This window comes from Arthrobacter sp. B0316-5-4 (assembly GCF_059090325.1).
Window position 1 is genome coordinate 1 of the sequence record NZ_JBNHFN010000008.1, and the last position, 26,799, is coordinate 26,799.

Below are 26,799 nucleotides of genomic sequence, written 5' to 3' on the forward strand. Positions count from 1 at the left end.
TACTGCACCCGGGAGGGTGTGGGAGAGTAGGACACCGCCGGACACACATTAACGGGGAGCCCCGACCACCACGGTCGGGGCTCCACCCATTTAACCCGCCCGTGTCTCTCCGGCCGCCGGTAGAGTGGGTGGTCATGGAAAACCTCTTCAGCCACCCAGTATCCGAACCCGAGCCGTCCGGGCAGTCCAGCAACGAGCTGGAACCCCTGATAGTGACTGTGGTGGTTCCATCGAACGTATCGCATGCCTTCCAAGGCTTCACCGACCATCCCCACCTGTGGTGGCCCATGGAGGAAGAAAGCGTGTTTGGTGTCGGTTCGCATGTGGAGTTCGAGGAGAACCTGATCCTGGAAACAGCCGAAGACGGCCGCACCTCCGTATGGGGCACCATTGACGACTGGCAGCCTCCGTTGTCCTTCCACGCGAGCTGGTACCCCGCGAGCACACCCCTGTGGTCCACGGAGATCCGTGTTGCATTCCGAGCCGTCGATGAGGGCACGGAGGTCCGCTTGGTCCACGACGGTTGGGAAGGCGCCGAGGATCCTGCGGCATCCCGGGCTTCCTACGCTGAGGGTTGGCCTCGGGTGCTCCAGCGCTATGTGAGATTCATGGGCGGAGCCGTTGCCTAGGGTCCGGCAACTCCACGCTGATGATTGGTTGTTGCTGAAGAACGTCCGCCTTGAGATGCTCGCTGACACTCCGATGGCTTACGTTGAGAGCCTGGATGCGGCACGCCGGCAGACGGATGCCCAATGGCAGCAACGAGCGGCCGCAATGTGCGGCGAGGGCAGTGTCACTTTGGTTGCGGATGGCGGCGGAGACGACCCCCGGCTTACCGGTCTGATGAGGGTGGTGCTGAAGCATCCGCAGGAGCCGGGCGCAGCAACGCGGGCAATGCTCATCAGCGTCTACGTGGCGCCCGAGCACCGCGGGTTGGGATTGGCTGATGAGCTCCTGAATGAGGCCTGCAGGGTCGCAGGGGAGTCGCTGGCCGCTGATCGTCTTGAGCTTGGCGTCCATGAGGACAACGCGCGCGCCCAAGCCTTCTACAGCCGCCATGGATTCCGGGCTACCGGGGCAAGCCGGCCCTATCCGCAGGACCCCTCCAAGCTGGAACTCGTGATGGAACGGCTGCTGTAGCAGGGGTGGCGATGGGCTAGCTGGCGTCGGCCGGTGGAACGGCTGTGCTGGTTCGCACCACGAGCCGGGTGGGGTGCTGGGTATCGGCAGCTTCCAGGGCCGTGCCGTTGGTGATCGCCCCGAGGAGGGTGTGCACTGCCAGCGCCCCCTGGCCCTTGGCGTCCTGGTCGATGGTGGTCAGGCCCAGGACGGTGCCCAGATCGTGTCCATCGATGCCCATGACGGAGATGTCGTCCGGGACGCGCAACCCGAAGTCGCGTGCGGCCAGGATGGTGCCGATCGCCATCTCGTCTGATGCTGCGAAGACGGCGGTTGGCCGCTCCGGTTCGCTGGCGAGCAACTGCCGTCCGGCGGCATAGGCGCCTTCAATGGTGAAATCCGCAGAAACGATCCATTCGGGCCTGACCGGACATCCGGCGTCGTTCATTGCCTTTTCGAAACCAGTGCGGCGGGTTCCCGGCAGGTGGAAGTCCTGGTCGTAGGCCTCATGGCCAGTGATGTGGGCGATCTTGCTGTGTCCCAGGCCGAGAAGGTGGTTGGTGGCCTGCCGTGCAATCGCTGTGTCGTCGATCCTGATGGTGGAGGCCCCGGGCAATGGCCCGCCGATGCCCACAAGCGGGCGGTGCACTGCGTGGAGTTGCTGGAGCTCGTTTTCGCTGAGTTCCAAGGAGACCGCTATGACCGCATCCACACGCTTGCGCAGAAGGAAATCGCTGAAGACGCTCTGGCGGTGGGCTGCGTTCTCCCCGATGTTATAGAGCGTGAGGTCGTAGCCCGCTTCCAACAGTGCCGCCGACGCGCCCTCCACCACCGCTGAAAAGAACCAGCGGTGGACGGAGGGCACTACCAGGCCAACGTTGTGGGTCCGGCCGGAGGCCAGGCTGGATGCGTGATAGGACAGAACGAACCCAAGCTCGGACGCGGCGGTTCGGGCACGTTCGCGGCTGGCCGGGGACACGCTGCCTTTGCCGCTCAGGGCCCGGGAAACCGTTGCTACGGACAGTCCTGCACGCTCGGCAACGTCCTTGATACCGGTCATCCCGCTCCTCGAAGAAAAGTTAGCTGGCCTTAAGCCAGATTGTCTCACCCGAGCTTATTTGATCAGCAGCCTGTGGTTCAGCGCCCACGGCGGCAGAGCTGCGAAGGATCAGCTCTCCAGGGGGCAGGGGCATGGGATGGTCTCCCGTATTCATGAGCACCAGGATATTTCCGTTGAGGTACGCGAGCGACGAGCCGCTGCAGTAGTCCTCCACCCATGCCAGGGACCCTTCACCGAGCCGGAGGGCGGCCCTTTCGGCCAGCATCGCCCGGTACAGGTTAAGGTGCGACGCCGGATCGGACTCCTGCTTGTCCCTCGCCAGTGCGGGCCAGGACTCGGGTTGGGGCAGCCAAGGGTCCCTGCCGTCCCCGAAACCGGCATTGATGTCCTCGGACCGCCAGGGCAGCGGCACGCGGCAGCCGTCGCGGCCGATGCGCGCCCCGCCTGTCCGGCTGAATGTAGGGTCCTGCCGCAGGGCAGCGGGGATGTTCGTGGAATCGGGGAGGCCCAGTTCCTCACCCTGATAAAGGTAGGCGCCGCCCGGCAGCCCGAGCATGAACATGGTGGCCGCGGCAGCCCGCCGTCGTCCGAGTTCCTCGTTGGGCTGTAGATCGTCAGGCCCTATGCCGTCGCCATCGCGGGGGCCAGGTCCGTCGTAGCCGAAGCGGGAAACGTGCCGGACGACATCGTGGTTGGAGAGCACCCAAGTACTCGGGGCACCAACCGCATCAAGCGATACCAGGGAATCAGTGATGGTGTGGCGGAGGCGGTACACGTCCAAGCCGGCATGGAGGTAGGGGAAGTTGAACGCCTGGTGCATCTCGTCGGGGCGAACCCACTGCGCCAGCCGCGGGAGCGGGTCCACGTTGGCTTCGGCGCAAAGGATGCGGTCCGGTCCGTATTCTTCCAGGATGGAACGCCAGCGCCGGTAGATGTCGTGCAGGGCGGGCTGGCCGAACATGGGCGCGTCCTGGCCGGGAAAGCCGTCCGAGCTGTTGCCGTCAGCGCGGCCACCCCAGTTGGGCAGGCCTGCCGCTTTAACCAGCGCGTGGGCAACATCTACGCGGAAGCCGGAGATACCGCGGTCCAGCCAGAAGCGGAGCACGCGTTCAAACTCAGCATGGACCGCAGGATTGTCCCAGTTGAAGTCCGGCTGCGAGGAATCGAACAGATGCAGGAACCACTGTCCCGGCCGCCCGTCCGCCTCGATGATGCGCGTCCAGGCCGAGCCGCCAAAGTGCGACTGCCAGTTGTTGGGCGGCTCGTTGCCGTCAGCTCCTTGGCCGTCCCTGAAGATGAACATGTTGCGCTCAGGGCTATGAGGGGCCGCATTGAGCGCGGCCTGGAATGCGACGTGCTGGTCAGAGCAGTGGTTGGGGACCAGGTCCGCAATAACGCGCAGGTTCAGCCTGTTGGCCTCGGCGATCAGGGCGTCGAAGTCCGCCAGGGTGCCAAACAACGGATCGACGTCGCAGTAGTCGCTCACGTCGTAACCGGCGTCCCTCTGGGGCGATCGGTAGAACGGCGACAGCCACACGGCGTCCACGCCCAAACTGGCAAGCTGCCCGAGCTCGGCCGTGATGCCGGCCAGGTCTCCCACGCCGTCACCGTTGAGGTCCCGAAAGGACCGCGGATAGATCTGGTAGATGACTGCGGAACGCCACCACCCGTGTGCGTTGGAGGCATCATGGACTGGCGTTAGCTGCGTGAACGCAGCAGTGGGCTCGTAGGCCTCAACTGAGAGCAATGAATCAACGGACATGGACACATCGTAGGAGACAGTCCCCCATATTGAAAGCGCTTCCACGTTTATGAACGCGGCAGGGCGCGTTTGTGTGCGGGAGTGGGCCTGTAGCGGAATCGATACGGAACTCTATCTGGAAACGCTTGCACATGCGCAGGAGGGTAGTTCCAGGAATTAGCCGGACTGTGCCAAAAACCGTCTTTTGCCGCGCTGGCTAGACTATGAGCACAGAAAACACTGCGAAGACTGCCGGGTTGGCGTGTCCGCGGTGCTCGTGTGGAGGGAACACCTTGTCGGACGAAATGGCTATGGCCGGTACATCACAGAAACGCACACTCGGCCAGGGGGAAGCAGCCCAGCCATCAGAAGCGCAGCAGGCGTTCCTGCGGGATCTTGCAGCAGGCCTGAGCGCCGGCAACCTGGCCCAGGACGATGAAACCCTCAGCACGTACTCCGCCGACCAAGGTCCCATGCTGGAACGGCACCTGCCCCTTACAGTCGTCTGGGCAGAGTCCGTGGCGGACGTGCAACACGTCGTCCGCACCTGCGCCGCACACCTGGTTCCCATCGTCGCCCGCGGCGCCGGAACGGGCGTCTCCGGCGGTGCGCACGCCACCGAAGGGTGCATCGTCCTAAGCCTCGAACGGATGAACCGCATCCTGGACCTCAACCCCGACGACGAGACCGCTGTCGTCGAACCCGGTGTCATCAACGCCGACCTGAACGCGGCAGCGGCCGAACACCGACTGATGTACGCTCCGGACCCCGCCAGCTACAAAATGTCCACCATCGGTGGCAACGTAGCCACCAATGCCGGGGGACTGCGCTGCGCCAAATACGGTGTAACGCGTGATTCCGTGTTGGCGCTCGACGTCGTCATGGCTGACGGCTCCCTGCTGCACACCGGCCACCAAACCTTCAAGGGCGTCGCGGGCTATGACCTGACTGCGCTGCTGGTGGGCTCCGAAGGAACACTGGGCATCGTGGTGGGTGTGACAGTTCGCCTGAAATACCTGCCGCGCGAAATCCACACCATCGCCGCGTTCTACCAGGACTTCCGCAGCGCCGCCGCAGGCGTCCTCGCTGTGGGACGGGCGCGCGTCCAGCCAGCCATCATGGAACTCCTGGACAACGGCACGCTGGTGCAACTGGACGAACTGCACGGCGGAGACCTCCAGAAACGCGGCAAGTCCCTGCTGCTCATCCAGACCGACGGTTTCGGTGCAGCCGCGGAAGCCGACGTCGTGCGGCAGGTCCTCGCCGACGGCGGCGCCACCGTTACCACCGAAGCCAGCGCCGAAGCCGAAATGCTGGTGGAACTGCGACGCAACAGCCGCGGCGTGGAAGTGGACGACGAATTCCGGGTAGGCGAAGACATCGCCGTCCCCCGCTCGCGGCTGGTGGACTTCGTAGCCGCCCTCGAAGCGATGGCCGAGCGGTTCAAGGTCCGTCTCAAGGTGGTGGCCCACGCCGGCGACGGCAACCTGCACCCCACCTTCTGGATGGACCGGGTAGACCCGGCCACGGACGTCGACGCCCTGCAACGCCTCAACGCGGCCCTGGACGAGTCCATTCGGGTTGGGCTCGAGATGGGCGGGACCATCACCGGTGAGCACGGCGTTGGGCAGTACAAGCTGCGCTGGCTGGGACTGGAGCAGCCTGAGCCCGTGCGTGAACTGCAGCGGCGGATCAAGGAGCTGTTCGATCCGCAGGGGATTCTGAACCCGGGGAAGGCTATCTAGGGCCGGCTAGGTCCGACATCTGGGTGGGCCGGGCCCGAAGGCCCGGAACGCTCTGCGCGCTCGGTCGTTCCTCCCTTAGACGCGCGCTGCCGCGTTCCGGGCCTTCGAGCCCCTTGAGGGCGCCCCTGAGGCGTTGCCGCAACATGACACGCTGTCGCTCTGGTATTCCAAAGTTTGTGTATCTCATCCTCTGGTCACATCATTTCCCGCATTTACATTCGTTGGTTCTACTCATACTCTTATTTGGTATACCAAACATGTCATGAGGAGAATTGCGTGCGTGAGAAGAGGCGGGGTGGGGCGGGGCTGGGTCCGAGGGCTGTGACGGGTCTGATGTTGCTCGCGCTCGTGATGGTGTCCATCAATCTTCGGCCGGCTATTACTACGGTGGCCGGGGTGATGAACCAGATGCCTGGGGTGTTCGGGCTCGATCCTGCGCTGCTCCCGCTACTGGGGACGTTGCCGGTGTTGGCCTTCGGGATTTCGGGGCCTATCGGACCGTGGCTGGCTCGACGGCTGGGGACCGGGCGGGCCGTCGCGGTGGCGCTCATGGTGCTGGCTGCAGCGTTGATCGTCCGTGCGACCGTGCCCGCCCTCCTGCTCCCGGGCACTTTCCTGGCTGGCATGGCCATCATGACGGCCAGCGTGCTGGTTCCCCAGATCGTCAAAGCCAATCGGGGAACAGGCTGGTGGACGGGTCTGTGCACCATGGGATTCGGGCTGGGCGCCGCGCTCGGGGCCGGACTGGTCCAGCCACTGGAGCGGGCATTCGGCGGAAACCTGCCGTCAGCGCTTGCCGTGTGGGCCGTGCCTGCCCTGTTGGGGGCCTTCCTGATCCACCGTTCGGGAGGACGTACGACGCCGGTACCCACCGCGGGCGGAGCAGCTGGCCAGGTGCCTGGTACAGCCAGTCCACTCAGGAAGCAGCGCACGGCCTGGGCCGTCACGGCGTTCTTCGGGTTGCAGGCCATGCTCTACTTCGCCATCACTTCATGGCTGGCTGTATACCTGGTATCCCGGGGGCTCTCGCCTTCGGATGCTGCGGGCTTACTGGCATGGTTCAGCCTCGCTGGGTTGCCGGCCAGCCTCCTTGCTCCCGTCTTGGCCGGCCGTCCCCGGATACTCCGCATCATGGCACCGGGACTCGGCATATCCGTGGCCCTCGCACTCGTGGGAGTGCTGGTGGCGCCAGTCGAGCTGCAGTTCCTGATGGTCGGCATACTCGGCGTTGTCCAAAGCGCAGGTTTTGGCCTGGCCATGGCGCTGGTGGTGATCCGCTCAGCGGGGCCGCAGTCAGCCGGGCGGCTCTCGGCCATGAGCCAGGGGTTCGGCTTTGCGCTCGCTTCGCTGGGCCCCTTGGGCGCCGGGTTGCTCCACACCATGACGGGCGGGTGGGAAGTAACGTTCTGGGTGCTCGCGGCCGAGGCTGTTGTGCTGGCCGGGGCAGGCTTCCTGGCCGTCCGCGGGCCCGTGGTGAGAGCCGAACCGGCCGAGGTATCCCTGCAAACCGCGGCGAAGCCATCACCGGTTCGCTGATGCGCCTCCAACCCCGGTGGAACCAGCAACTCCTCGGTCCGCCGCGCTGGAAGTAAGCGGTGGCCTTTTGGGTGGGTACTCTGCGGCGTATCCTCGGCGATATGACGAACTCACCATCAGGGACGAACCAACCTGCCACACCAGCTACGGAAGTCCTTGAAACCAACGAATGTTGGGAGCTCCTTCGCGGCGTTTCAGTGGGCAGGCTTGCCGTTTGGGTGGACGATCACCCCGACATCTTCCCCGTGAACTACAAAGTGGACCACGGAACCATGGTCTTCAGAACCGGCGAAGGAACCAAGCTCCATGCGGCCCTCAGCGACACCCCGGTGGCCATTGAGGCTGATGGGGTGAACTCCGAAACCGGCGTGGCGTGGAGCGTAGTGGTCAAGGGCCAGGCGTCCGCGGTGAAGCTGACCCAGGACGTGTTGGATACCATCGGGCTCCTGCTGTTTCCGTGGGAAGCCGGCCAGAAGGACCAGTTCATACGGATCACTCCCGGCAAGGTCACGGGCCGTCGCTTCACGGTCACGCCAGCTGTGACGTGGTGGACGCCTTTGGATGACGCACCAACTGCACGAAGCGAATAGCCGCTAACAAAGAAACCCGCCCTGGTTCGGCACTCCTCACGCTCAACGGCGAGGAGTAACGAACCAGGGCGGGTTTCGTAGCGGCTAGACGAGTTCCAGCTGGTCAGCCACAACCCGGCCTGCATGGATCACGGTGCGGTCCTTGCCGCGGTCCATCACCGTGGAGGCCACCGTTTCGCCGTCCACCAGGAGCAGATCGGCAGGATCGCCGACTTCGACGCCAGGTCGGTGGGCCGTGTCCTTGAGCCGGGTAGCGCTTGGGTCAAGGATGCTCGCGCCACCGATGGTGGCGATGGCCAGGCAGTGCTCGATCAGCTCGTCCTTGCGGAAACCGTGCGTGAACGCCAGCTGCCATGTACGGTCCAGCATGTCCGTGTTGCCGTAGGGGGACCAATAATCGCGTTGGCCGTCTTCGCCGAGGCCTAAACGGACACCGGCCTCGGTGAGGAGCGGGATGGGCAATTGTCCCGCAGCGGAGGGAGCGACCGAAGCCAGGGAAACGTCCAGCTCCGCGAACGCGTCAATGAGCCTGCGCGTAGTGGCCTCGTTGACGCTGCCCAGTTGGTAGGCGTGGGACATGGTCACTTTGCCTTGCATGCCCAGCGCCCGGGTGCGCTCGAGCACCAGATCGGTGCTGAAGACGCCCAGCTCGCCTGGCTCGTGGAGGTGGATGTCGATGGGAACCTGGTATTTCTCGGCCAGGCCGAACACGATGTCCAGGTGTTTCGCCGGATCCCGGTCCAGGGTGCAGGGATCGATGCCGCCCATGACGTTGGCGCCAGCCTTCAGCGCCTCCTCCATGAGTTCCACTGTGCCTTCTTCCAACAACAACCCGGCCTGGGGGAAAGCGATGATGTCCACGGATGCTTGAGCCGAAAACTTCTCCTTGGCAGCAGCCACCGCCTCGAAGCGTTCCAGCCTGCAGTCCACATCCACCTGCGCGTACGAGCGCACCCGGGTGGTGCCGCGGGCGATCATCCGGCCCAGGGTGTCGTTGACGCGTTCCTGCAGCGGGACCTCGGCGTTGCGCCAGTTCAGGCGATCATTCATCATCATGGTCCACACGCCCGGACCACCGGTGTGCTCGCGGAACGGCAAACCGATTCGGGTCGAATCGAGGTGCACATGGACATCGGAGAAGGACGGGAGGAGTAGCCGTCCACGGCCTTCCATCACGGTGACGCCTTCCGGAACTGCACGGGCAGGGTCATGAGGTTCGACGGCGGTGATCTTGCCGCCTGTTTCGCCCGAAACAATGCTGACGTCGCTGAGCTCATGCCCCCACGGGCGAACGGCGCGGATCAGGGTGTTCAATGTTTGCTCCTTTGGTAGTGAATCTATTGCACACCGGCCAGCACGGTTGCGGCCATACCCGTGTGGTGGCAGGCGGGCGCGTCCGGTGTGGCCGGTGTGGGAATCTGGTTCATGCAGCGTTGGCGTTGTTCCTCGGGAAGCGTGCCGATCAGGGGGCAACGGGTGCGGAAGACGCAACCGCTGGGTGGGTTGGCCGGAGAAGGAAGGTCGCCGCGAAGCCTGATCTTTACCTGTTCCCGGGCGGCGCGCGGGTCAGGCAACGGCACCGCTGACAACAGTGCCTTGGTGTACGGGTGCAGGGGGTTGCTGAACAAAGCGTCGCGGGGTCCCTGCTCCACGATCTTGCCCAGGTACATCACCGCAACGTCGTGGGAGATATGCTGGACCACTGAGAGATCGTGGGCGATGAAGATGTAGGAAACGCCTGTGTCGCGCTGAATCTGTTGCAGGAGATTCACTACCTGCGCCTGCACGGAAACGTCCAGGGCGGAGACGGGTTCATCGCAAACGATCACCGACGGGTTCAGGGAGATTGCCCGGGCAATACCGACACGTTGCCGTTGCCCGCCGGAGAACTCATGGGGGAACCGGTTGTAGTGCTCCGGTTTCAGCCCCACCTGGTCCAGGAGTTCCTTGACCCTGTTCTTGAGGCCACCTGGCGGGTTGATCTTTTGCGCCACCATGGGAGCCGCGATCGCCGTGCCTACGGTTTGGCGGGGATTCAATGAAGCAAACGGGTCCTGGAAGATCATTTGGACCTTCCGCCGGAAGTTATACAGGCCCTTTCCGCGCAGTTCACTGATGTCCTCGCCGTCCACGACGATCCGTCCGCCGGTCGGATCCAGCAGCCGCGCCACCATCCGTCCGGTAGTCGACTTACCGCACCCGGACTCGCCCACGAGCCCCAAAGTCTGGCCACGGGCCAGACTGAACGACACGCCGTCGACCGCTTTGACTGAGCCTTTGGCGGAGCCGGGAAGGAGGCTGCCCTTCAGCGGGAAGTGCTTTTGCAGGTTCTCCACCTGCAGAATTGGCTGATGTTCCATGACGGGTCCTAACGCGAATTCCGGATGGTTATGATCTGCGGGCCGCTCAAGTGGCAGCGCTTGCCGTGCCCGTCCTCGACCCGCAGTTCGGGACGCTGGCTGGCGCAGACGCCGTCGCCGGCGAGTTCGGCGTACTGGCACCGTGCGCTGAAGATGCAGCCCTTGGGCAGATCAAGGAGCGACGGCGGCTGGCCCGGTATGGGGTTCAGCCGGCTTTCCGCGCCGTTCAGGGTGGGCATCGAGTTGAGCAACCCCAGCGTGTAGGGGTGCTGGGTGTCGTAGAAGATCCCGTCCACCGGCCCCGACTCGACGCATTGGCCGCCGTACATGACCAGCACGTTGTCGCAGACCTCCGCCACCACTCCGAGATCGTGGGTGATGAGGATGAGCGCCGAGTTGGTTTCTTCCTGGAGTTCGGACATCAGGTCCAGGATCTGCGCCTGGACCGTCACGTCCAGCGCGGTGGTGGGCTCGTCCGCGATCAACAGTTCGGGTTCGCAGATCAACGCCATCGCGATCATGGCCCGCTGCCGCATGCCGCCGGAGAAGTGGTGCGGGTACTCGTCATAGCGCTGCTCCGGGCTGGGGATGCCCACCCTTCCCAGCATGTCGACGGCGGCCGCCCGGGCCTGCTTTTTGCTCGCCTTGTTGTGGACCAGGTACGCCTCGGCAATCTGGTGTCCCACGGTATAGAACGGGTGCAGTGCAGACAGGGGATCCTGGAAGATCATTCCGATGTTGCGGCCACGCAGCTGCCGCATGGCGGATTCGGGGAGCGTGACCAGGTCCTTGCCTTGGAACATGGCCTGCCCGGTGACCTGCGCAGACGTGCCCTTGAGCAAGCCCATGAGCGCTTGGCTGGTGACGGATTTTCCGGATCCGGATTCGCCCACGATGCCCAGGGTCTGGCCCCGGTCCAGTGCGAAGTCCATGCCGTTCACTGCGGAGACAACGCCGTCGTCCGTAGGGAACTTTACGGTGAGGCCGCGGACCTCGAGGAAGGGGGTGCCGGCCGCGGCGCTCGCCGTTGCCGTTGCTGTACTCAATTGGGTCATTGGAGCCTCACTCGGGGATCGATAGCGGCATAGGCAAGGTCCACCGCGACGTTGGCGACGATGACGAAGAACGCGGCGAGCATAGTGATGGCCATGGTGACCGGGAGGTCCCCGGAGATGGCAGCATGCACTGCCGTGAAGCCGAGGCCCGGGACGGAGAAGATCTGTTCGGTGAGGACGGCCCCACCGAGCAGCAGGCCGATGTCCATGCCCAGCATGGTGACCACAGGCGTGATGCCCGCACGCACACCATGCTTGAAAGTCACGGTGCGGGGCGCCAGGCCCTTGGCGCGGGCGGTCCGGATGAAGTCCTCGCCGAATGTCTCAATCATGTTGGTCCGGGTGACACGAATATAGGAAGCACTGAAGAGGACGGCCAGTGCAATCCAAGGCAGCAGGTAGTTGGCCACCCAGGCCCCGGGACCGTGGGGACCGAAGGGGCTGTTGATCTCGTTCGTGGTGAACGGCAACAGGTGCAGTTGGTTGACGAACAGGAGCAGCAGGAACAGGCCGGTGACCGGGATGGGCAAGGAAACGCCAACAGAGGCCGCGCCCACAATGAACTTGTCTACCGGTGAACCCTTGCGCAGGGCCGCCAGGAGGCCGAGCCCGACGCCGGTGATGGTCCACAGGACCAGGGCGCCGATGGCCATGGAGAACGTGTAGGGGAGGGAACGGGCAATGATCTCGGCTACGTTCTCATTGGTTTGGAAGGACTTGCCCAGGCACGGCCACTCGCACAGCGTCTGGGCCCCGGGGGCGCCGATCATCCGTGACGAGAACAAGCCCCGGACGTAGTCGAAGTACTGCACAAAGAACGGCTGGTCCATGCCCAGGGCAACCCGTGCCTCGGCTACGCGCTCGGGCGTGCATTCCTGGCCACAGGCAGCAGCGGCAGGATCGGATGGGCCCAGCTGGAAGAGCGTGAAGGTGATGAAACTGACCGCGGCGAGAAGCAGTACCAGCGATCCGGTCCGGCGAAGAATGAAAGTCATCATGGTGGTGGTTGCGGGCCGCCCGCTGGTGCAGGCGGCCCGCTTCTCCTTCTGGACGAAGCCCGGTTATTGCTCGACGCCGACGATCGAGAGGTCGATGCCGCCGAAGAAGTAACCCACTTGGGCGTTGCGGACGTTGGAACCGACCACGCTGTTGGTGTGGCTTCGGATGAGCGGAACGATCGGGTAGGTCTTCAAAGCTGAGCCGAACGCCTCGGACCACTTCTTACCGAGTTCCTCCGAGGTTCCGTCGGTGTTGCGCAGCTCGTACATGGCCTTGGATACTACGGGGTCGAAGTACCGGGAAGTGTTTGAGAACCCGTAGCTGGTGCCGTCATTGTTCGGTCCCAGCAGCGGATCAGCGGAGGTACGGACCGACGCGGGGTCGGCGCCACCGCACCAGCCGGAGCGTCCCATGTCCGGAAGCTGCTCACTGGCCAGGACCGAGTAATAGTTCGGTGCTGGAATCGGCACAAGTTCCACGTCGATTCCCAGGGCCTTAAGGTTCTGCTGGACAACGGTGCCGGTGTTCTTGAAAGCATCGCGGTTGTTGGCGTAACCGTAGGTGAGGGTCTTGGGGTAGTCCTTGCCCTCCAGGAGCTTCTTGGCTTCCTCGAGCTTGGGCTTGCCGGTGGGGTCGAGCTCCAGCTCAGTTTCCACGTACCCGCGCATCTTCGCGTTCAGCGGACTCTGGGTGAGCTCCCCGAAGCGGCGGCCACCGTACTGAACCAGGATGGACTGCCGGTCCAAGGCCAGTGCGATCGCCTTGCGGACATCCGGGTCCTTGATCTTTTGGGTATTCAGGCTCAGCACATCGTTGCAGCCCAGCAGCCCGGAGGCCACGCGGTCCTTCACTTTGGCGTCTGCGAGCTTGGCGGAATCTGAAGTCTGCAGTGCGCCATTGGAGTCGAGCGTGATGGCGTTGGGGTCCGAGTCGGCAAGCAACTGCTGGCTGATGGTGGCCTGGGACGTCGAAAGCGAGAAGCTGAAGGTGTCCGGGAGCGCCGAGCGGTTGGGGTCCGTGGCAGGATCCCAGTGCGGGTTGCGGACCAGTTTCAGGGACTTGCCGCGGTTGTAGGACTCCACCATGTACGGCCCGGAGGACACGGGGTGGTTGGTGTAGTCCAGCTTGGTGTCCTTGGCCTTCGGAACCGGGGCCGTGTTGGAGCGGGAAGCCAGCGCCGGGAACTCCGCGAACGGCTTCTTCAGGTGGAAGACCACGGTGCGGTCGTCGGGTGTTTCAACGGCCTTGAGTACAGCGGAAGGGTCCTTGTACGGCCCCTTGTACCCGCCGGCGTCGAGCGCTGCATTCAACTCCTGCGGCGCCTGGGTGAAGACGTCCTGCGCGAAGGTGCGCTCCACGCCGTATTTGATGTCGGCCGAGGTGATGGGCGTGCCGTCCTCGAACTTCACGCCTTCTTTGAGGGTGAACGTCCAGCTGAGGCCGTCGTCGGAGACCTTGCCGGTGTCCGTAGCGAGGTCCGGGACCACGGTGGGCGGCTGGCCTGCCGTTTCCTTGGCCATGGTCAACGTGCGGTAGTACAGCTGGCCCACGTTGGCCGTCTGGACGTAGTTGCTGTTGCCAGGATCCAGGGTCTGGAAATCGGAGGACATCAACACATTGATGTTTCCGCCCTTGCCGCTGAAGCCGGACTTGACCACAACCGGGGCAAGTTCCGTGACCGACTGGGCCGGGTTGGAGTTGCTGGGCTGGTTCTGTCCGGCGCCACAACCGGTGGCGGCTACGGCGATCAGCACGGAAAGTGCCAAGGCTCTTGCAGGGGTTTTCATGATGCTCCTTGAGGGGTGGTGATGCGGGGATGAATGCGGGGTTCAGTGGCGGGAAGCTTTGGGGTCCAGCGCGTCCCTTACGGCGTCGCCCAGGAGGTTGAACGCCAGGACGGTGACGATGAGCATGACGCCGGGAACGGCCAGGAACCATGGATCGCTGAGGTACCAGTTGCCGGATTGGGCGGCGTTCAGCATCTGGCCCCACGACGGTGTGGGGTCCTTGACGCCGACGCCCAGGAAGGACAGTGCCGCTTCGGCGGAGATGTTGGTGGGGATCAGCATGGTGGCGTACACCAGCACGACTCCCATGACGTTGGGGATGATCTGCCGGAACAGGACACTCAGGTGCGAGGCCCCGAAGGACCTGGCGGCTTCCACGAATTCGCGCTCGCGGAGGCTCAGTACTTGGCCCCGGACAATGCGGGCGAGGTAGGCCCAGCCGAAGAAGCCAAGGATGATCACCAGTGAGGCCATGGGCAGGAAGCTACCTTCGCCCAGCGGCGTATCCCGGAGCCGTGACTGCAGGATGGGCGTCAGCGACAGCACCAGGAGGAGATGCGGAAACGCGAGGAACAGGTCCATGATGCGGCTGATGATTGCGTCCGTTTTGCCGCCAAAGTAGCCGGCAGCCGCGCCCAGTACCGTTCCGAGGACTACGGAAACAGCGGTGGACAGCAAAGCGATGGTGAGGGAGACCTGGCCGCCGTGGGCAAGCCTGGCGAAGAGATCGCGGCCCAAGCCAGGCTCCACGCCCAACCAGTGCTGGGCTGAGGGATACATGTAGCCCGGGAGCGGCAGCCCGGGTGTTTGGAAGTCGTCCAGCACCTCCGGGCTGGTGTTCGACGTAAAGGGGTCGTTTCCCGACATGGCGCTTAATACGGGAGCCAGGATGGCGAACAACATGATGGCCACCACCACGCACAGGCTGAGGAGCGCGATCTTGCTGCGGCGGATCCGCATCCACGCGGTGGCGAGCAGTGAGCGTGCCTCGGCAGGCGCCTTGGACTCCGGCGTCGTTGCCGGAGGAAGCGGTGGGCTGCCGGTATTCGGTTCGATGGACTGTAACTGGGTCAACGGTTCTGCTCGATTCATGATCCGAGGAGCGTGCTCCGGAGTTCTTGTATACCAAAATAGATTAGAGCAGGATTCATGCGATGTAAATCACAAATAATGTACTGTTTGGAATACCAGAGAGATTCCCGCGCAACGTCAGCGCCGGACAGGAACAACGAGGAGTTGCCCGTGCCAACCAAGGTCACCGCCCGCTACGTGCTGGGCCACCACAACGGACACCACGTCCTCCTTGAGGACGTCTGCGTTGTGTACGACGGCTCCACCATTGAGTACGTTGGCCATGACTACACCGGGCCCGTGGATGAGGAGCGCCGGCTTGGTGACGCGCTGCTGATGCCCGGCCTGATCGACCTCGACGCGCTCACGGACATCGACCACCTCATCCTGGACAGCTGGGCCGGACCGGAACAGGCCAAAGGACACCAGTGGTCGGAGGACTACTTCCGGAACCGCCGCGCAGACGTCTTCACCGCCGAAGAGCGCCAGCAAATCCGCGAGTACGCGCTGATCCAGCTCATCCTGCACGGCATCACCACCTACATGCCCATCGCCTCCGAAGTGCACTCCGAATGGGCCGAGTCCTTCGATGAGCTGGTGGGAATGGCCGACACCAGTCGACGCCTGGGCCTGCGCGGCTTCCTGGGTCCTGCGTACCGCTCGGGCGTTAACGTCGTCCTGGCGAGCGGCGAACGTTCGGTGATGTTCGACGTCGAGCGTGGCCGTGAGGGCTTTGCGGATGCTCTGCGCTTCATTGACCACGCGACGGAACTCAACGATCCACTGGTGACTGGCGTCCTGCTCCCGTGCCGGATCGAAACGCTGGACATCGGGCTGCTGAAGGAAACATCGGCGGCCTCCGCGGCAAGGGACGTCCTGGTCCGCCTCCATTCCCTGCAAGGCCTGGTGGAGCGTGAACTCATCCTGGATTGGCATGGGGTGACCCCGCTTGAGCTCCTTGAGCAGGTGGGTTTGCTGGGCGAACGGCTGCTGATTCCGCACGCCACCTACACGGACCGCAACCCCGCCGTGCTCGGGGAGGACCACGGCGACCTCTCCATGCTGGCGGACAGCGGCGCAAGCATCATCCATTGCCCGCTGACGTCCATGCGCTACGGCAGCACACTGGACTCCTTCAACGCCTACAAGGAAGCGGGCATCAACATTTCGCTGGGCACCGATTCCTTCCCGCCGGATCTGATCCGTGGAATCGACGCCGGGGTGCAGCTCGCCAAAATCCTCGCCGGAACCAACGACGCCGGCGACGTCGCCGGATACTTCGATGCAGCGACGCTGGGTGGTGCGCATGCCCTCCGCCGCCCGGACCTGGGACGGTTGGAGCCCGGCGCGCAAGCGGACCTGGTGGCCTTCTCCTTGGGAGATATCCGTGACGGCGTCCACGACGACCCACTCCGGACCCTTGTCCTGAACGGAACAGCCCGCCAGGCCGTGCTGTCCGTGGTGGCCGGCCGAACCATCATGGCTGACGGCGTGATCGAAGGGGTGGACCTCGACCATTGGCGCCTGAAGGGCCAGGAATTGTTCGACAAGATGCGCCAGGCCTACAGCGTTCGGGACACCCGGAACCGCCCGGCCAATGAGCTGTTTCCTCCCGTGTATGCTCGGTTGGAACGCTGACCGGCGCCGTCCGGCAAATGAAGCGTACAAGGGTGTGAAGGAAGGTTTGACAGTGGCTGAGGCGATGCCGGAAACCGGAACGGGCCGCGACGACGAGGCCCGCGCCGAGAACGTCTACCAACTGGTGCTCGAAGGCATAGTCACAGGCACCTACGCCCAGGGCATGCGTTTGCGCGAACGCGAGCTATCCGAGGTTTACAACGTCTCCCGCATTCCCGTGCGTGAAGCCATCCAACGCCTGGAACAGGACGGTTTTGTCCAGACGTTCCCGCGCCGCGGCGCCGTGGTCCGGCAACTGACGCTCACCGACGTCAACGAGCTCTTCGACATCCGGCTGTGCCTGGAAACGTTCGCTGCCAGGATGGCTGCCACGCGGGTTGCCGAAGGGGCCGACGGCGGTCGCTTGGAGGAGCTCATGCAGGCCTCCACGGCGGCCATTGATGAGGACCGGACCGAGGACGTCGCTGTTATCAGCGCCGAACTCCATGCCGAAATCGTCCGCCTGTCCGGAAACCGGCTGCTGATCGAGTCCGTGAAGCCATTGTTCGGCAGGATGCGTTGGATCTTCGGGCTGGCGCACAACCGAAGCAATGAACTCCAACGCGACGAACACACGGAGCTATGCAACGCCATCTTGAAAGGCCGGCCGGACCTGGCCTACTCCCTGGCGTACTCGCACATCGAACTGGGACGCGAACCGGTCCTATCAGGGCTCGCCGAGACCCTGGAGCCGTGAGCCTTAGTCGTCAGCGTCCGGGTACTCGTCTTCATCCTCGTCGTCGTACCGGCCGGATTCCTCCACCTCGACCTCAAGGATCTTCAACAACTCAGTGTCCGGGTTCAGCATGATGGCTGCCTCGTCGCGGCGGTGCTGCAGCACAGTGTCGAGGTAGGACTGCACGGTCTCGGCCAGCGGCACGTACCTGTCCTGCTTCTGGCTCATGTACCAGCGGTGCTCCAGGACCTCATGGACAACTTCTGCCGGCTCCAGCTTCCCGGCCAGGTGCCGCGGAATGGAACGCACGATCGGCTCGAAGATCTGGCTCACCCAAATATGCGCGCTGATCTCCTCATCGAGGTCCGGGTTGTTGTCGGCCCGGAACTGGTCCATGTCATTCAAGAGCCTGCGGGCCTGGTTCTCCTGGGCGTCCAGGCCCGTGAGGCGAAGCAACCGCCGCTGGTGGTGGCCGGCGTCGACCACTTTTGGCTGGAGCTGGATGGTGGAGCCGTCCGCCGTGGTCTTGATGGCGTATTCCTCCACGTCGAAGCCCAACTCGTTGAGGCGGCGGATGCGGGCGGCCACACGCCACCGTTCGCCGAGCTCAAAGGACTCCTTCTCCGTCAACTCAGTCCACAGCCGGCGGTAGCTGTCCATGATCAGCTCGCTGGTGGCTACGGGGTCAACCTTTTCCTCGATCAGTCCGCCATCCAGCAGGTCCATCAGTTCACCGGCGATGTTCACCCGGGCGATCTCGAGGTCGTATTCACGCTGGCCCATGGAGAGGTCCGGGTAAAGCTCGCCCGTTTCGGCATCCACCAAGTAGGCGGCGAAGGCGCCGGCATCACGGCGGAACAACGTGTTGGAGAGCGACACGTCGCCCCAGTAGAAGCCAACAAGGTGCAGGCGGACCAGAAGCAGCGCCTGGGCGTCGATCAGGCGGGTCAGGGTGTCCTTGCGAAGCATCTGGGAGAACAACGCACGGTACGGCATGGAGAACTTCAGGTGCCGGGTGACCAGCACCGGGTTCAGCGGACGGCCGTCCGCCGTGGTGCGCCCGGTGATGACCGCCACCGGCTCCACGCAAGGAACGTCCAGCCGCGCGAGCTTCCGGAGCATGTGGTACTCGTGGCGGGCCACGTGCTCGGAGGTTTCCTTGATGGCGATCACTGAGCCGCCCAAATGGGCGAAGCGCACGATGTGCCGGGAGATGCCGCGGGGGAGTGCGGCCAGGTTCTCGGTCGGCCAATCCTCCAAAGCGATGTGCCACGGCAGGTCCAGCAGCTCGGGATCCGCTGCGGCTGCGGTGATGTTCAGTGAACCGATGACGCTGGCAGGAGGTGCGGTGTCCTGCGCGCTTGCGGCTTCAGTGCGGGGGAGCTTGCCGATCTGCCCGTAGTCGGTCGGTTCGTCGTGCCACTGGGCTTCGTTTTGCTCGCTCATGCCTCAATTGTTCCGTACTCGGCGTCGCTGGCGGCTATCGTGCCTGGAAAGGGGTATTCCGGCTTCGCCGACCATTCGACGTCGGGCGCTTCCTGGAAGACGACGCCCTGCCGCGTGAGCCGCTCACCCAAGGCGCCCAGCCGACGTCGAAAGTCACCGGCGTTGCGGACTTCCTGACCGGACCAAGCCACTTCCGCCAGTGAAACCGCCCGCGGGTACAGGAGCCATTGGGCCTGTTTGTTGTTCCGCACGGTCTCCGACCAGAGGGGCCCCTCGATGCCGAGGATCTGCTGGTCCTGCAGGCCGCCCTGGGCTGGGTCCCAGTTGTAATACTCGGACCAGGTGAAGGGTCCGCCGTCCACCCACGACAGGCCGACAGGGCTGCCCGGATCATATTTCTGGTCCAGGTAGGTGTTAGCTGCCGGGGACATGATGACAGGCACGCCGCTGTTTTCGGCCTGTCTCACGGTGGCCTCCACATCGCCGTGCCAGTACTGGATCACGGCACCTTCGGGAAGCTCGACGGCGGCGAACTCGTTCCAGCCCACCACGGCCTTACCCGTCGCTGCGGCTATCCGGACGAACTGCTGCACCATGGCGACGTAGTCGTCGTGTGCTGTGACGTGGGCTTCGTCCCCGCCGATGTGCAGGTAGGGGCCTACCGTGATATCGGCGAGCTGTCCGAGGACCTCGCGGGCGAACTCGTACGTGGTTGGCAGGTCCGCGCTCAGGGTTGACCAGCCAACCTCGGCCGTGGTGCTCATGGGTTTGGCCTGGCCATCCGGGTTGAGTTGCGGGATGGCGGCGAGGGCGGCGTTGACGTGCCCGGGGAGGTCGATCTCCGGGACCACCAGCACATTCTTGCTGGCGGCGTACGCCTGGATGTCCCTGAAATCCTGCTGCGTGTAGAAACCGGAGTTGCCGCGCGGAGGCACGGCGGTGGGGACCTCGACGGCGCCCTGACCACCAGTTGCGGTGAGGTTAGCGTAGTCCAAACCTGATGGATTGTCAGCCGGGGTGCGGATTTCGATCCGCCATGCTTGGTCGTCAGTGAGGTGCAGGTGCAGTGCGTTCAGCTTGAACTGCGTCATCACGTCGATCTGCTCCTTCACCTCCTCCACAGTGAAGAAGTTGCGGGCAACGTCCAGCATGAGGCCACGGTAGGCGAAACGCGGCGCGTCAGCGATATCGACGGCGGGAATCACCCAGGTGCCATCGGCGCTCGGCGGGGTTCCCTCGATGGAGGCGGGGAAAAGCTGCCGCAGTGTCTGCACCCCATTGAACAGGCCGGCGTCAGTGGAGGCCGTAAGCCGGATGGCATCTTCGGTGACGGTGAGCGAGTACGCTTCCGGGCCGCCGTCGAACATTTCCACCAGCTCAAGCACCACGTCACCGGGGCGGGTGTCCTCCGCTATGGGCAGCTCGAAACCGGTGCCGCGGCGGAGCAGCGAGGCAAGCTGTTCAGCGACGGGCACGGCAGGATCACTGGCCACGATCCGGGCGTTGGCGGCGAGCGTGAAGGCAGGGCTGTCCAGGAGTTCGACGTGCGAGGGGCGGGGGATCAGGGTATCTGTCGTGTTCATGCCGTTCTTTCTGGGAGAAAGGTTAACGCGAGAGCGGCCCGACCGGGAGGGGTCGGGCCGCTATCAAAATGCGGAACGTACAGACGCGTCAGCGTCGGGCTAGTCGCCCAGGCGGAGGCCCGTCTTGGTGTCGAACAGGTGCACGTGGCCGGACTGCGGACGAACGAAGATGGACTCACCCTTCATCGGGGGGCGACGGCCATCGACGCGGGCAACGATGTCGTGGCTCTTGCCATCAAGGATGGTGTGGCCGTAGACGTAGGCGTCGGCGCCGAGTTCTTCGACGACGTCGACCTCAACCTGCAGGCCTTCGCCGTTGCCGACGGTCTCGAGGTCTTCCGGACGGGAACCGACGGTGACCGTCTGGCCGTGAGCTTCCTGGAGGACGTCGCGCGGCACGGGGTAGACCGTTCCACCGAACTGGACGCCGCCGTCGACCACGGGGAGTTCCAGGAGGTTCATGGCCGGGGAGCCGATGAAGCCTGCAACGAAGACGTTCTGCGGGCGGTCGTAAAGGTTGCGCGGGGTGTCAACCTGCTGCAGCAGGCCATCCTTCAGGACGGCGACGCGGTCACCCATGGTCATGGCCTCGACCTGGTCGTGCGTCACGTAAACCGTGGTGACGCCGAGGCGGCGGGTCAGGGAGGCGATCTGCGTACGGGTCTGGACGCGGAGCTTGGCGTCAAGGTTGGAGAGCGGCTCATCCATGAGGAAGACCTGGGGGTTACGGACGATTGCGCGACCCATGGCAACACGCTGGCGCTGACCGCCGGAGAGGGCCTTCGGCTTGCGGTCCAGGTACTGCTCAAGGTCAAGGAGCTTGGCGGCTTCGCGAACACGCTCTGCGCGCTCTTCCTTGGAAACGCCGGCGATCTTCAGGGCGAAGCCCATGTTGTCCGCAACGGTCATGTGCGGGTACAGGGCGTAGTTCTGGAAGACCATTGCGATGTCGCGGTCCTTCGGCGGAACGTCAGTGACGTCGCGGTCGCCGATGAGGATGCGGCCTGCGTTGACGTCCTCAAGGCCTGCGAGCATGCGCAGGGAGGTGGACTTACCGCAACCGGAGGGTCCAACGAGGACCAGGAATTCGCCATCGGCGATGTCGATGTTGAGCTTATCGACGGCGGGCTTATCTGTGCCCGGGTACAGACGCGTAGCGTTATCAAAAGTAACTGTTGCCACAGTTATCAATCCCTTCACCGGCAGGTACGTGCCGGACGATCCGTTGTGAATGGTTCATTTTCTTCAGTTGAACTCCCCGGCCAATGGCCGGGGAGGATCGTGTGACGTCGCACGGTACTGTGCGTCACATCACATCCAAGAGTATGTCAGACTTTTGGATGAATGACCTAAATGTTACAAAGGTCACATGTGGGGTTGGTCACCGGCTAGGCTGCGGCGACCACCCGGCGACGCTCCTTCAGGAGGGCCTCCAACAGCTCCGCCACGTGGACAGGAGCCTCCACGCGGTACTGCGCCTGGGTGAAATCGAGGCCGACCTTAATGCCTACGTCGTCTCCCATCAGCCGGCCCAGGGCATCCTCGTCCGTGACGTCATCCCCGGCGAACACGATGGCCGTCGCGCCGGTTGCCTGCCGGAGGAACTCCACAGCCTCACCCTTCGAAGCGTGGACTACCGATGTTTCCAGCACCCGCTTGCCCGTCTTCAGGTACACACCGGGACGCTCAGCTAGCACCCGGGTAGCAGCTTCGACGGCGTCTTCCGCAACGTCGTCGTCGGCCATCCGCGTGTGGAGCACGACGCCGGCGGGCTTGTCTTCGAGCACCGTGCCCGGAGCGACGTCCACGATCTCGGCGAGGACCTCCCGGACGGAAGCCAACGTGGCGCGCTGATCATCGTCCAGCTCCAAACCCTGTGATCCCTCGCCCAGCCAAACTTCAGCCCCGTGGCTCCCCACCAGCAGCGTGGTGGACGGAGGTGAGGCGACCAGCCGCAAGCTGTCCAGTGCCCGGCCCGAGATGAGTGCCGTCGTCGTGCGTGGAAGTTCGGCGAGCTCCGCCAAGGCCGCGGCGGACCGCGGGAGTGGGCGGGCGTCTTCAGCGCGGTCCACGATGGGGGAGAGCGTGCCGTCGAAGTCGAGGGCCACCAGCAGGTGTTCGGTGTCCGCGATACGTCGGATGGCGTCCAGCAATTCGGGCTTGAGCGACAGGTTCTCAGCTGTCATCGCGGACCACCTTCTCCTCCAAGGCAGCCAGGAACTCAGCGGACCAGTGATCGACGTCGTGGTCCAGGATCTGCTTGCGCATCAGCTTCATGCGCCGGCGGGCTTCCTTGGGCGGCAGGTTGACTGCGCGCAGGATGGCCGACTTCAACCCGTCGATATCGTGCGGGTTGATCAGGAAGGCCTGCTTGAGCTGATCGGCTGCACCGGCGAATTCACTAAGGACCAGGGCGCCGTCGTCATTCTGGCGGGCGGTCACGTATTCCTTGGCCACCAGGTTCATGCCATCGCGCAGTGCAGTCACCAGCATGACGTCCGCGGCGAGGTACAGGGCCACCATCTCCTCCACCGGATAACTGTGGTGCAGGTAGCGCACAGCAGTGTTCTGGATGGTGTCGTACGTGCCGTTGATGTGCCCCACAGTGCCTTCGATTTCCTCGCGCAGCAGCCTGTACTGCTCAACGCGCTCCCGGCTGGGGCTGGCAACCTGGATCAGGGTGGCGTCCTCCACCTTGATGCTGCCCTCACGCAGGAGTTCCTCGAAAGCCTTCAGCCGGTGGCCGATTCCCTTGGTGTAATCCAAACGGTCAACGCCCAAAAGGATGGTGGTGGGGTCCCCAAGGTCGCGGCGGATCTGCTTGGCCCGCTCAATGATGTCCGGGTTCGCGGCGAGTTCGCGGATCTGGTCCACATCGATGGAGATTGGGAAGGCCTGTGCCCGGGCGATGTGCGTGACTTCGCCGTCGGGACCCTTCACATGGACCTGCTGCTGTTTGACGCTGGCGCCCAGGAACCGGCGTGCGGAGCGCATGAAGTTGCCGGCATCGCTGGGACGCTGGAAACCCAGGAGGTCTGCACCCAGCAGGCCGTCGATGATTTCGCGGCGCCACGGGAGTTGGGCGAAAATCTCCGGCGGCGGGAACGGGATGTGGTTGAAGAAGCCGATCTTCAGGTCCGGCCGGGCCTCGCGCAGCAGGCGCGGCACCAGCTGGAGCTGGTAGTCCTGGACCCACACAGTGGCACCGTCCGCCGCGTGCCGTATGACGGCGTCGGCGAACTTCTTGTTGACGGTCCGGTACGAGTCCCACCACGTACGGTGGAACTCCGGTGGGGCGATGACGTCATGGTAAAGCGGCCAGATGGTCGCGTTGGAAAAGCCCTCGTAATATAGCTCAACTTCGTGGCTGCTGAGCTGGACCGGGACCAGGTCCATGCCTTCGTGGCTGAAGGGCCGCACGGTCTCGTCGGGGGCGCCATGCCAACCCACCCATGCGCCGTCGGACTTTGTCATCATGGGCGCCAATGCCGTGACCAGGCCGCCGGGCGAACGGCGCCAGCCGTCACCGCCGTCGTCGTTGCCGTCGCTGCTGCAACGGTCTACAGGCAACCTGTTGGAGACCACCATGAAATCGAACGTGCTGGCCGTAGGCTTCTTCGTTGCAGAAGCCTTGGGGGCTTGTTCGGTACTGAGTTTTTCGCTTGCCGGATCCTGCATTAACGCTCCCTGGGGTTGCTGTGACTCAACTCCCAGCCTACTAGCGGAATCTTCACCGGCAGTTGATCGTTCAACAACCGGGCGGGAAGGTGTGCGGTAGAGCTCCAAGTTCGCTCCCGTAAACTGTCCCCGTTGCCCTAGCTATTCACTACGACGTCGAGTAACCCGAGGAACTGATGAGCCCCGCAAACGAATCCCGCCTGTCCAAGGCTGAGCGCACCGCCCAGGCCCGGGAAAAAGCGCGCGCAATCCGCGAAGAGCAGTTGAAGAAGGAGAAGCGGAACAAGCTTCTGGTCGGCTGGGGCATTGTGGTTGCCATCGTTGTCATCATTGCGGTGGTGGCGTTCGTAGTTGTTGGCAACGTCCAAAACAACGCGCCGATTGCCGACAACGGCCCCACGCCCGCCAACGGCAACGTGCACGGTGGCGTCACGCTGCTGGCCAACAGCGATGTTGTGAAGTCGGAACCCGCCACCGTCAACGTGGCTGATGTGCCCGCGCCGCTCGCCAGCAAGCCCGCAACCGTAGCTGTTCCAGGTGGCGAGGCTGAGGCCGGAAAGCCGGTCAAGGTAGTTGCCTACATCGACTTCATCTGCCCCGTCTGCAAGCGCTTCGAAACCACTTACGGTGACTCGCTGACGAAGCTCCGCAACGATGGAAAAATCTCCCTCGAATACCGCGCACTTGGCTTCCTGGACCAGCAGTCCACCACCAACTACTCCTCGCGCGCGGCCAACGCTGCGGCCTGCGTGGTGAACACTTCTCCGGAAAAGTACGCGGACTTCTTCAACCTCCTCTTTGAACGCCAGCCGGCCGAAGGCAGCGCAGGCATCTCCGACAAGGACCTGAAAGCCATGGCCACTGAGGTAGGGGCGGCCAACATCGACTCCTGCATCGACAGCAAGCAGTTCCGGCCCTGGGTGAAGGTTGCGACGCAGGAAGCTGCGGCAATCGGCGTCACGGGCACGCCTACCGTCTTCGTCGACGGCAAGCAGTGGGACGGCTCCACCGACCTGAACGCTGAGATCCAGACGGCCATCACGGCCAAGGGCTAAGCCTTCCTGTAATTACGACGGCGGCCGGTCACCCTTGCTGGGTGACCGGCCGCTATTTGTTTGGTCCTGCCAGGGTTGCCGTTCATCTTCTAATTTCGTTGCTGGGGAGGGTGTGGGCTAACCTTGTCTAGCGTTGTTTCGGCGGCGCTGCTGTGTTGTTACGCCTCCTTAGCTCAGTTGGCCAGAGCACCGCTCTTGTAAAGCGGGGGTCGTCGGTTCGAATCCGACAGGGGGCTCCACGAACCCCTCCATTCCGGCGATTGCCGGGATGGAGGGGTTTTCTGCTGCTGCATCGATTTGAATCTGTAGAACCCGTCCGGTCTTTATCGATGCCTGTTTCTGCGTCCTGCACGGTCGGCGAAGGCGTCCAGGGCTGCGATGATGTCCGGAGCCACCCAAACCCGGGTGCCGCGGATTTTTCCGGCGGATGCCAAGACGCCCGCGTGTTCCAGCCGTTCCACTGCCCGGTAGGCGGTGGCCATGGAGGCCCCAGTGTGTTCGGCGACCATTTCAGCCGTCAGTGCCGGCTCCCGTGGTACCAAGTCCAGGACTTTACGGACGGATGAGGGTACACCCGCCAGGCGTTCCCTGTAGCTTGCTTCTACCGCCTCAATGTCTGTCGTCAGTTGCCGGCCGTTGTCGACGGCGCGGACAGCGGACTCGGCAAAGCGCTCCACGATCGGCTGGATGTCCCCTTCGCGGTAGGCGCCCAGTGCGTGGAAGTACAGGCGGGTATCGGTCAGCAATCCCGAGGACACGGGCACGGTGACGTTCTCGGTGACGCCTTTGGCTCGCAGCAGGGCGCTGACGATGGCCCGCCCGGTGCGGCCGTTGCCGTCGGCGAATGGGTGGATGGTTTCGAACTGGGCGTGCGCGATCGCCGCTTGGGTCAGGGCTGGGACGTCGTCTCGCTGCATAAAGGCCACCAGGTCCTCGACGGCCGGCATTACCCGATCCGGGTGGGGCGGGACGAACTCGGCCGTGTGTGGGGAGTTGCCGCGGATCCAGTTCTGGGCGTCACGGTACTCACCGGCGATGTTTTCGTCGGAGGCGTTCAGCAGGGCGTGGTGCATGACCGCGATGTTCTGCACTGACAGGTCCTCGGACAGGTCGATCGCAGCCTGCAGGGCCCTGACATTGGAGGCGATCAGTGAGGCGTTTGTGCTGGAGGTGTCACCAAGCTGGGCCAGGGCGATCTTGCGGGCGCCAGCGGTCAGGTTCTCAATCTGGGAGCTGGAGGCGGACTCGCTGCGCAGTAGCAGCGCCGCGAACGGTGTGGTATCCCGGCCCAGCTCAGCGTCGAAGCGGACCATCTCCACTGTCGCCGCTTCTGCCAACGCCTGGGTTCGGGAATCAATGGCCGGATCCAGGCTAGCGATCTCGGGAGCGACTGCGGCCTCATAGGGTCCGCGGGCCAGCAGCCGCTGCCGTCGGGAGGCGCCACGGTTGGGGTCGGTTTCCCACGGATGCTCCTCGTAGCCAATGGTCGGCCAGCCTCGGGCGTCGGCGAACAGGGAGGTGCCTGATTCGGAGTGCAGGTTTGCGCCAGACTGTTCGCCGGCGGGGATGCCGCGGGGCTGTTGCGCCTGAGGGTCCATGGTTTCCTTTGAGAAGACTTAAC

The 26,799-nt window shown here is 64.0% G+C and carries 22 protein-coding genes and 1 tRNA gene; 9 read left to right on the forward strand and 14 right to left on the reverse strand.

Features of this window, described 5'->3' with window-relative positions:
- Positions 1-134 precede the first annotated feature (134 nt).
- Together AC5RU9_RS20475 and AC5RU9_RS20480 are read left to right on the forward strand one after the other, a co-directional pair.
- Complete coding sequence (locus AC5RU9_RS20475; protein WP_494017940.1) at positions 135-629, forward strand: SRPBCC domain-containing protein; 495 nt, start codon at positions 135-137, stop codon at positions 627-629.
- A 31-nt stretch (positions 630-660) separates the two neighbouring features.
- Entirely contained in the window at positions 661-1,140 is a 480-nt protein-coding gene (locus tag AC5RU9_RS20480) for a GNAT family N-acetyltransferase (RefSeq protein ID WP_494017941.1), read from the forward strand.
- Positions 1,141-1,156: 16 nt separating this feature from the next.
- On the opposite strand, the gene AC5RU9_RS20485 is transcribed toward AC5RU9_RS20480, so the two are convergent.
- The gene (locus tag AC5RU9_RS20485) at positions 1,157-2,179 is read right to left on the reverse strand and encodes a LacI family DNA-binding transcriptional regulator (protein WP_494017942.1); all 1,023 of its coding nucleotides are present in this window, start codon (positions 2,177-2,179) and stop codon (positions 1,157-1,159) included.
- A gap of 19 nt (positions 2,180-2,198) precedes the next feature.
- The gene (locus tag AC5RU9_RS20490) at positions 2,199-3,941 is read right to left on the reverse strand and encodes a glycoside hydrolase family 13 protein (RefSeq protein WP_494017943.1); all 1,743 of its coding nucleotides are present in this window, start codon (positions 3,939-3,941) and stop codon (positions 2,199-2,201) included.
- A 290-nt stretch (positions 3,942-4,231) separates the two neighbouring features.
- Between AC5RU9_RS20490 and AC5RU9_RS20495 the strand changes: the two genes are divergently transcribed.
- The 3 genes from AC5RU9_RS20495 to AC5RU9_RS20505 all read left to right on the forward strand — a co-directional run bounded on the left by AC5RU9_RS20495 (position 4,232) and on the right by AC5RU9_RS20505 (position 7,791).
- Complete coding sequence (locus tag AC5RU9_RS20495) at positions 4,232-5,665, forward strand: FAD-binding oxidoreductase (protein WP_494017944.1); 1,434 nt, start codon at positions 4,232-4,234, stop codon at positions 5,663-5,665.
- Between the two features lie 276 nt (positions 5,666-5,941).
- Complete coding sequence (locus tag AC5RU9_RS20500) at positions 5,942-7,201, forward strand: MFS transporter (RefSeq protein ID WP_494017945.1); 1,260 nt, start codon at positions 5,942-5,944, stop codon at positions 7,199-7,201.
- Between the two features lie 101 nt (positions 7,202-7,302).
- A complete protein-coding gene (locus AC5RU9_RS20505; RefSeq protein WP_494017946.1) occupies positions 7,303-7,791 on the forward strand; it encodes a pyridoxamine 5'-phosphate oxidase family protein in 489 nt (162 codons plus the stop codon).
- A gap of 84 nt (positions 7,792-7,875) precedes the next feature.
- On the opposite strand, the gene AC5RU9_RS20510 is transcribed toward AC5RU9_RS20505, so the two are convergent.
- From AC5RU9_RS20510 to AC5RU9_RS20535, 6 genes are all read right to left on the reverse strand, one after another.
- Complete coding sequence (locus tag AC5RU9_RS20510; RefSeq protein WP_494017947.1) at positions 7,876-9,105, reverse strand: amidohydrolase family protein; 1,230 nt, start codon at positions 9,103-9,105, stop codon at positions 7,876-7,878.
- A 23-nt stretch (positions 9,106-9,128) separates the two neighbouring features.
- Positions 9,129-10,151 (reverse strand): ABC transporter ATP-binding protein, encoded by a 1,023-nt coding sequence (locus AC5RU9_RS20515; protein WP_494017948.1) that lies wholly within the window; start codon positions 10,149-10,151, stop codon positions 9,129-9,131.
- Between the two features lie 8 nt (positions 10,152-10,159).
- Positions 10,160-11,206 (reverse strand): ABC transporter ATP-binding protein, encoded by a 1,047-nt coding sequence (locus AC5RU9_RS20520; protein ID WP_494017949.1) that lies wholly within the window; start codon positions 11,204-11,206, stop codon positions 10,160-10,162.
- On the reverse strand, positions 11,203-12,204 hold the full coding sequence (locus AC5RU9_RS20525; protein ID WP_494017950.1) for an ABC transporter permease: 1,002 nt from the start codon (positions 12,202-12,204) through the stop codon (positions 11,203-11,205). Before AC5RU9_RS20525 ends, AC5RU9_RS20520 begins: the two co-directional genes overlap by 4 nt.
- Positions 12,205-12,267: 63 nt before the next feature.
- A complete protein-coding gene (locus AC5RU9_RS20530; protein ID WP_494017951.1) occupies positions 12,268-13,992 on the reverse strand; it encodes an ABC transporter substrate-binding protein in 1,725 nt (574 codons plus the stop codon).
- Between the two features lie 42 nt (positions 13,993-14,034).
- Entirely contained in the window at positions 14,035-15,084 is a 1,050-nt protein-coding gene (locus AC5RU9_RS20535) for an ABC transporter permease (RefSeq protein WP_249183973.1), read from the reverse strand.
- Between the two features lie 150 nt (positions 15,085-15,234).
- Between AC5RU9_RS20535 and AC5RU9_RS20540 the strand changes: the two genes are divergently transcribed.
- Both AC5RU9_RS20540 and AC5RU9_RS20545 read left to right on the forward strand, forming a co-directional pair.
- A complete protein-coding gene (locus AC5RU9_RS20540) occupies positions 15,235-16,701 on the forward strand; it encodes a chlorohydrolase family protein (RefSeq protein WP_494017952.1) in 1,467 nt (488 codons plus the stop codon).
- Positions 16,702-16,753: 52 nt separating this feature from the next.
- Entirely contained in the window at positions 16,754-17,437 is a 684-nt protein-coding gene (locus AC5RU9_RS20545) for a GntR family transcriptional regulator (protein WP_309989968.1), read from the forward strand.
- A 3-nt stretch (positions 17,438-17,440) separates the two neighbouring features.
- On the opposite strand, the gene AC5RU9_RS20550 is transcribed toward AC5RU9_RS20545, so the two are convergent.
- From AC5RU9_RS20550 to AC5RU9_RS20570, 5 genes are all read right to left on the reverse strand, one after another.
- Complete coding sequence (locus AC5RU9_RS20550) at positions 17,441-18,862, reverse strand: DUF4032 domain-containing protein (protein WP_309989969.1); 1,422 nt, start codon at positions 18,860-18,862, stop codon at positions 17,441-17,443.
- Positions 18,859-20,445: a beta-N-acetylhexosaminidase gene (locus AC5RU9_RS20555; protein WP_494017953.1), complete on the reverse strand. Its 1,587-nt coding sequence runs from the start codon at positions 20,443-20,445 to the stop codon at positions 18,859-18,861. Before AC5RU9_RS20555 ends, AC5RU9_RS20550 begins: the two co-directional genes overlap by 4 nt.
- Before the next feature lie 99 nt (positions 20,446-20,544).
- Positions 20,545-21,627, reverse strand: coding sequence for an ABC transporter ATP-binding protein (locus AC5RU9_RS20560; RefSeq protein ID WP_142936539.1), 1,083 nt, complete (start codon positions 21,625-21,627; stop codon positions 20,545-20,547).
- A 206-nt stretch (positions 21,628-21,833) separates the two neighbouring features.
- Positions 21,834-22,631 (reverse strand): trehalose-phosphatase, encoded by a 798-nt coding sequence (otsB, locus tag AC5RU9_RS20565; RefSeq protein ID WP_494017954.1) that lies wholly within the window; start codon positions 22,629-22,631, stop codon positions 21,834-21,836.
- The gene (locus AC5RU9_RS20570; RefSeq protein ID WP_494017955.1) at positions 22,621-24,123 is read right to left on the reverse strand and encodes an alpha,alpha-trehalose-phosphate synthase (UDP-forming); all 1,503 of its coding nucleotides are present in this window, start codon (positions 24,121-24,123) and stop codon (positions 22,621-22,623) included. The genes otsB and AC5RU9_RS20570 overlap by 11 nt, the downstream gene beginning before the upstream one ends.
- 176 nt (positions 24,124-24,299) lie before the next feature.
- On the opposite strand from AC5RU9_RS20570, the gene AC5RU9_RS20575 reads away from it, so the two are divergent.
- Both AC5RU9_RS20575 and AC5RU9_RS20580 read left to right on the forward strand, forming a co-directional pair.
- Positions 24,300-25,178 carry a DsbA family protein gene (locus AC5RU9_RS20575; RefSeq protein ID WP_494017956.1) on the forward strand — a complete coding sequence of 293 codons (879 nt, stop codon included), beginning with the start codon at positions 24,300-24,302 and terminating at the stop codon, positions 25,176-25,178.
- Between the two features lie 162 nt (positions 25,179-25,340).
- Positions 25,341-25,417 (forward strand) — tRNA-Thr (locus AC5RU9_RS20580).
- 84 nt (positions 25,418-25,501) lie between these two features.
- Here the strand turns inward: AC5RU9_RS20580 and AC5RU9_RS20585 are convergent.
- Positions 25,502-26,776: a Fic family protein gene (locus AC5RU9_RS20585; RefSeq protein ID WP_494017957.1), complete on the reverse strand. Its 1,275-nt coding sequence runs from the start codon at positions 26,774-26,776 to the stop codon at positions 25,502-25,504.
- Between the last annotated feature and the right edge of the window lie 23 nt (positions 26,777-26,799).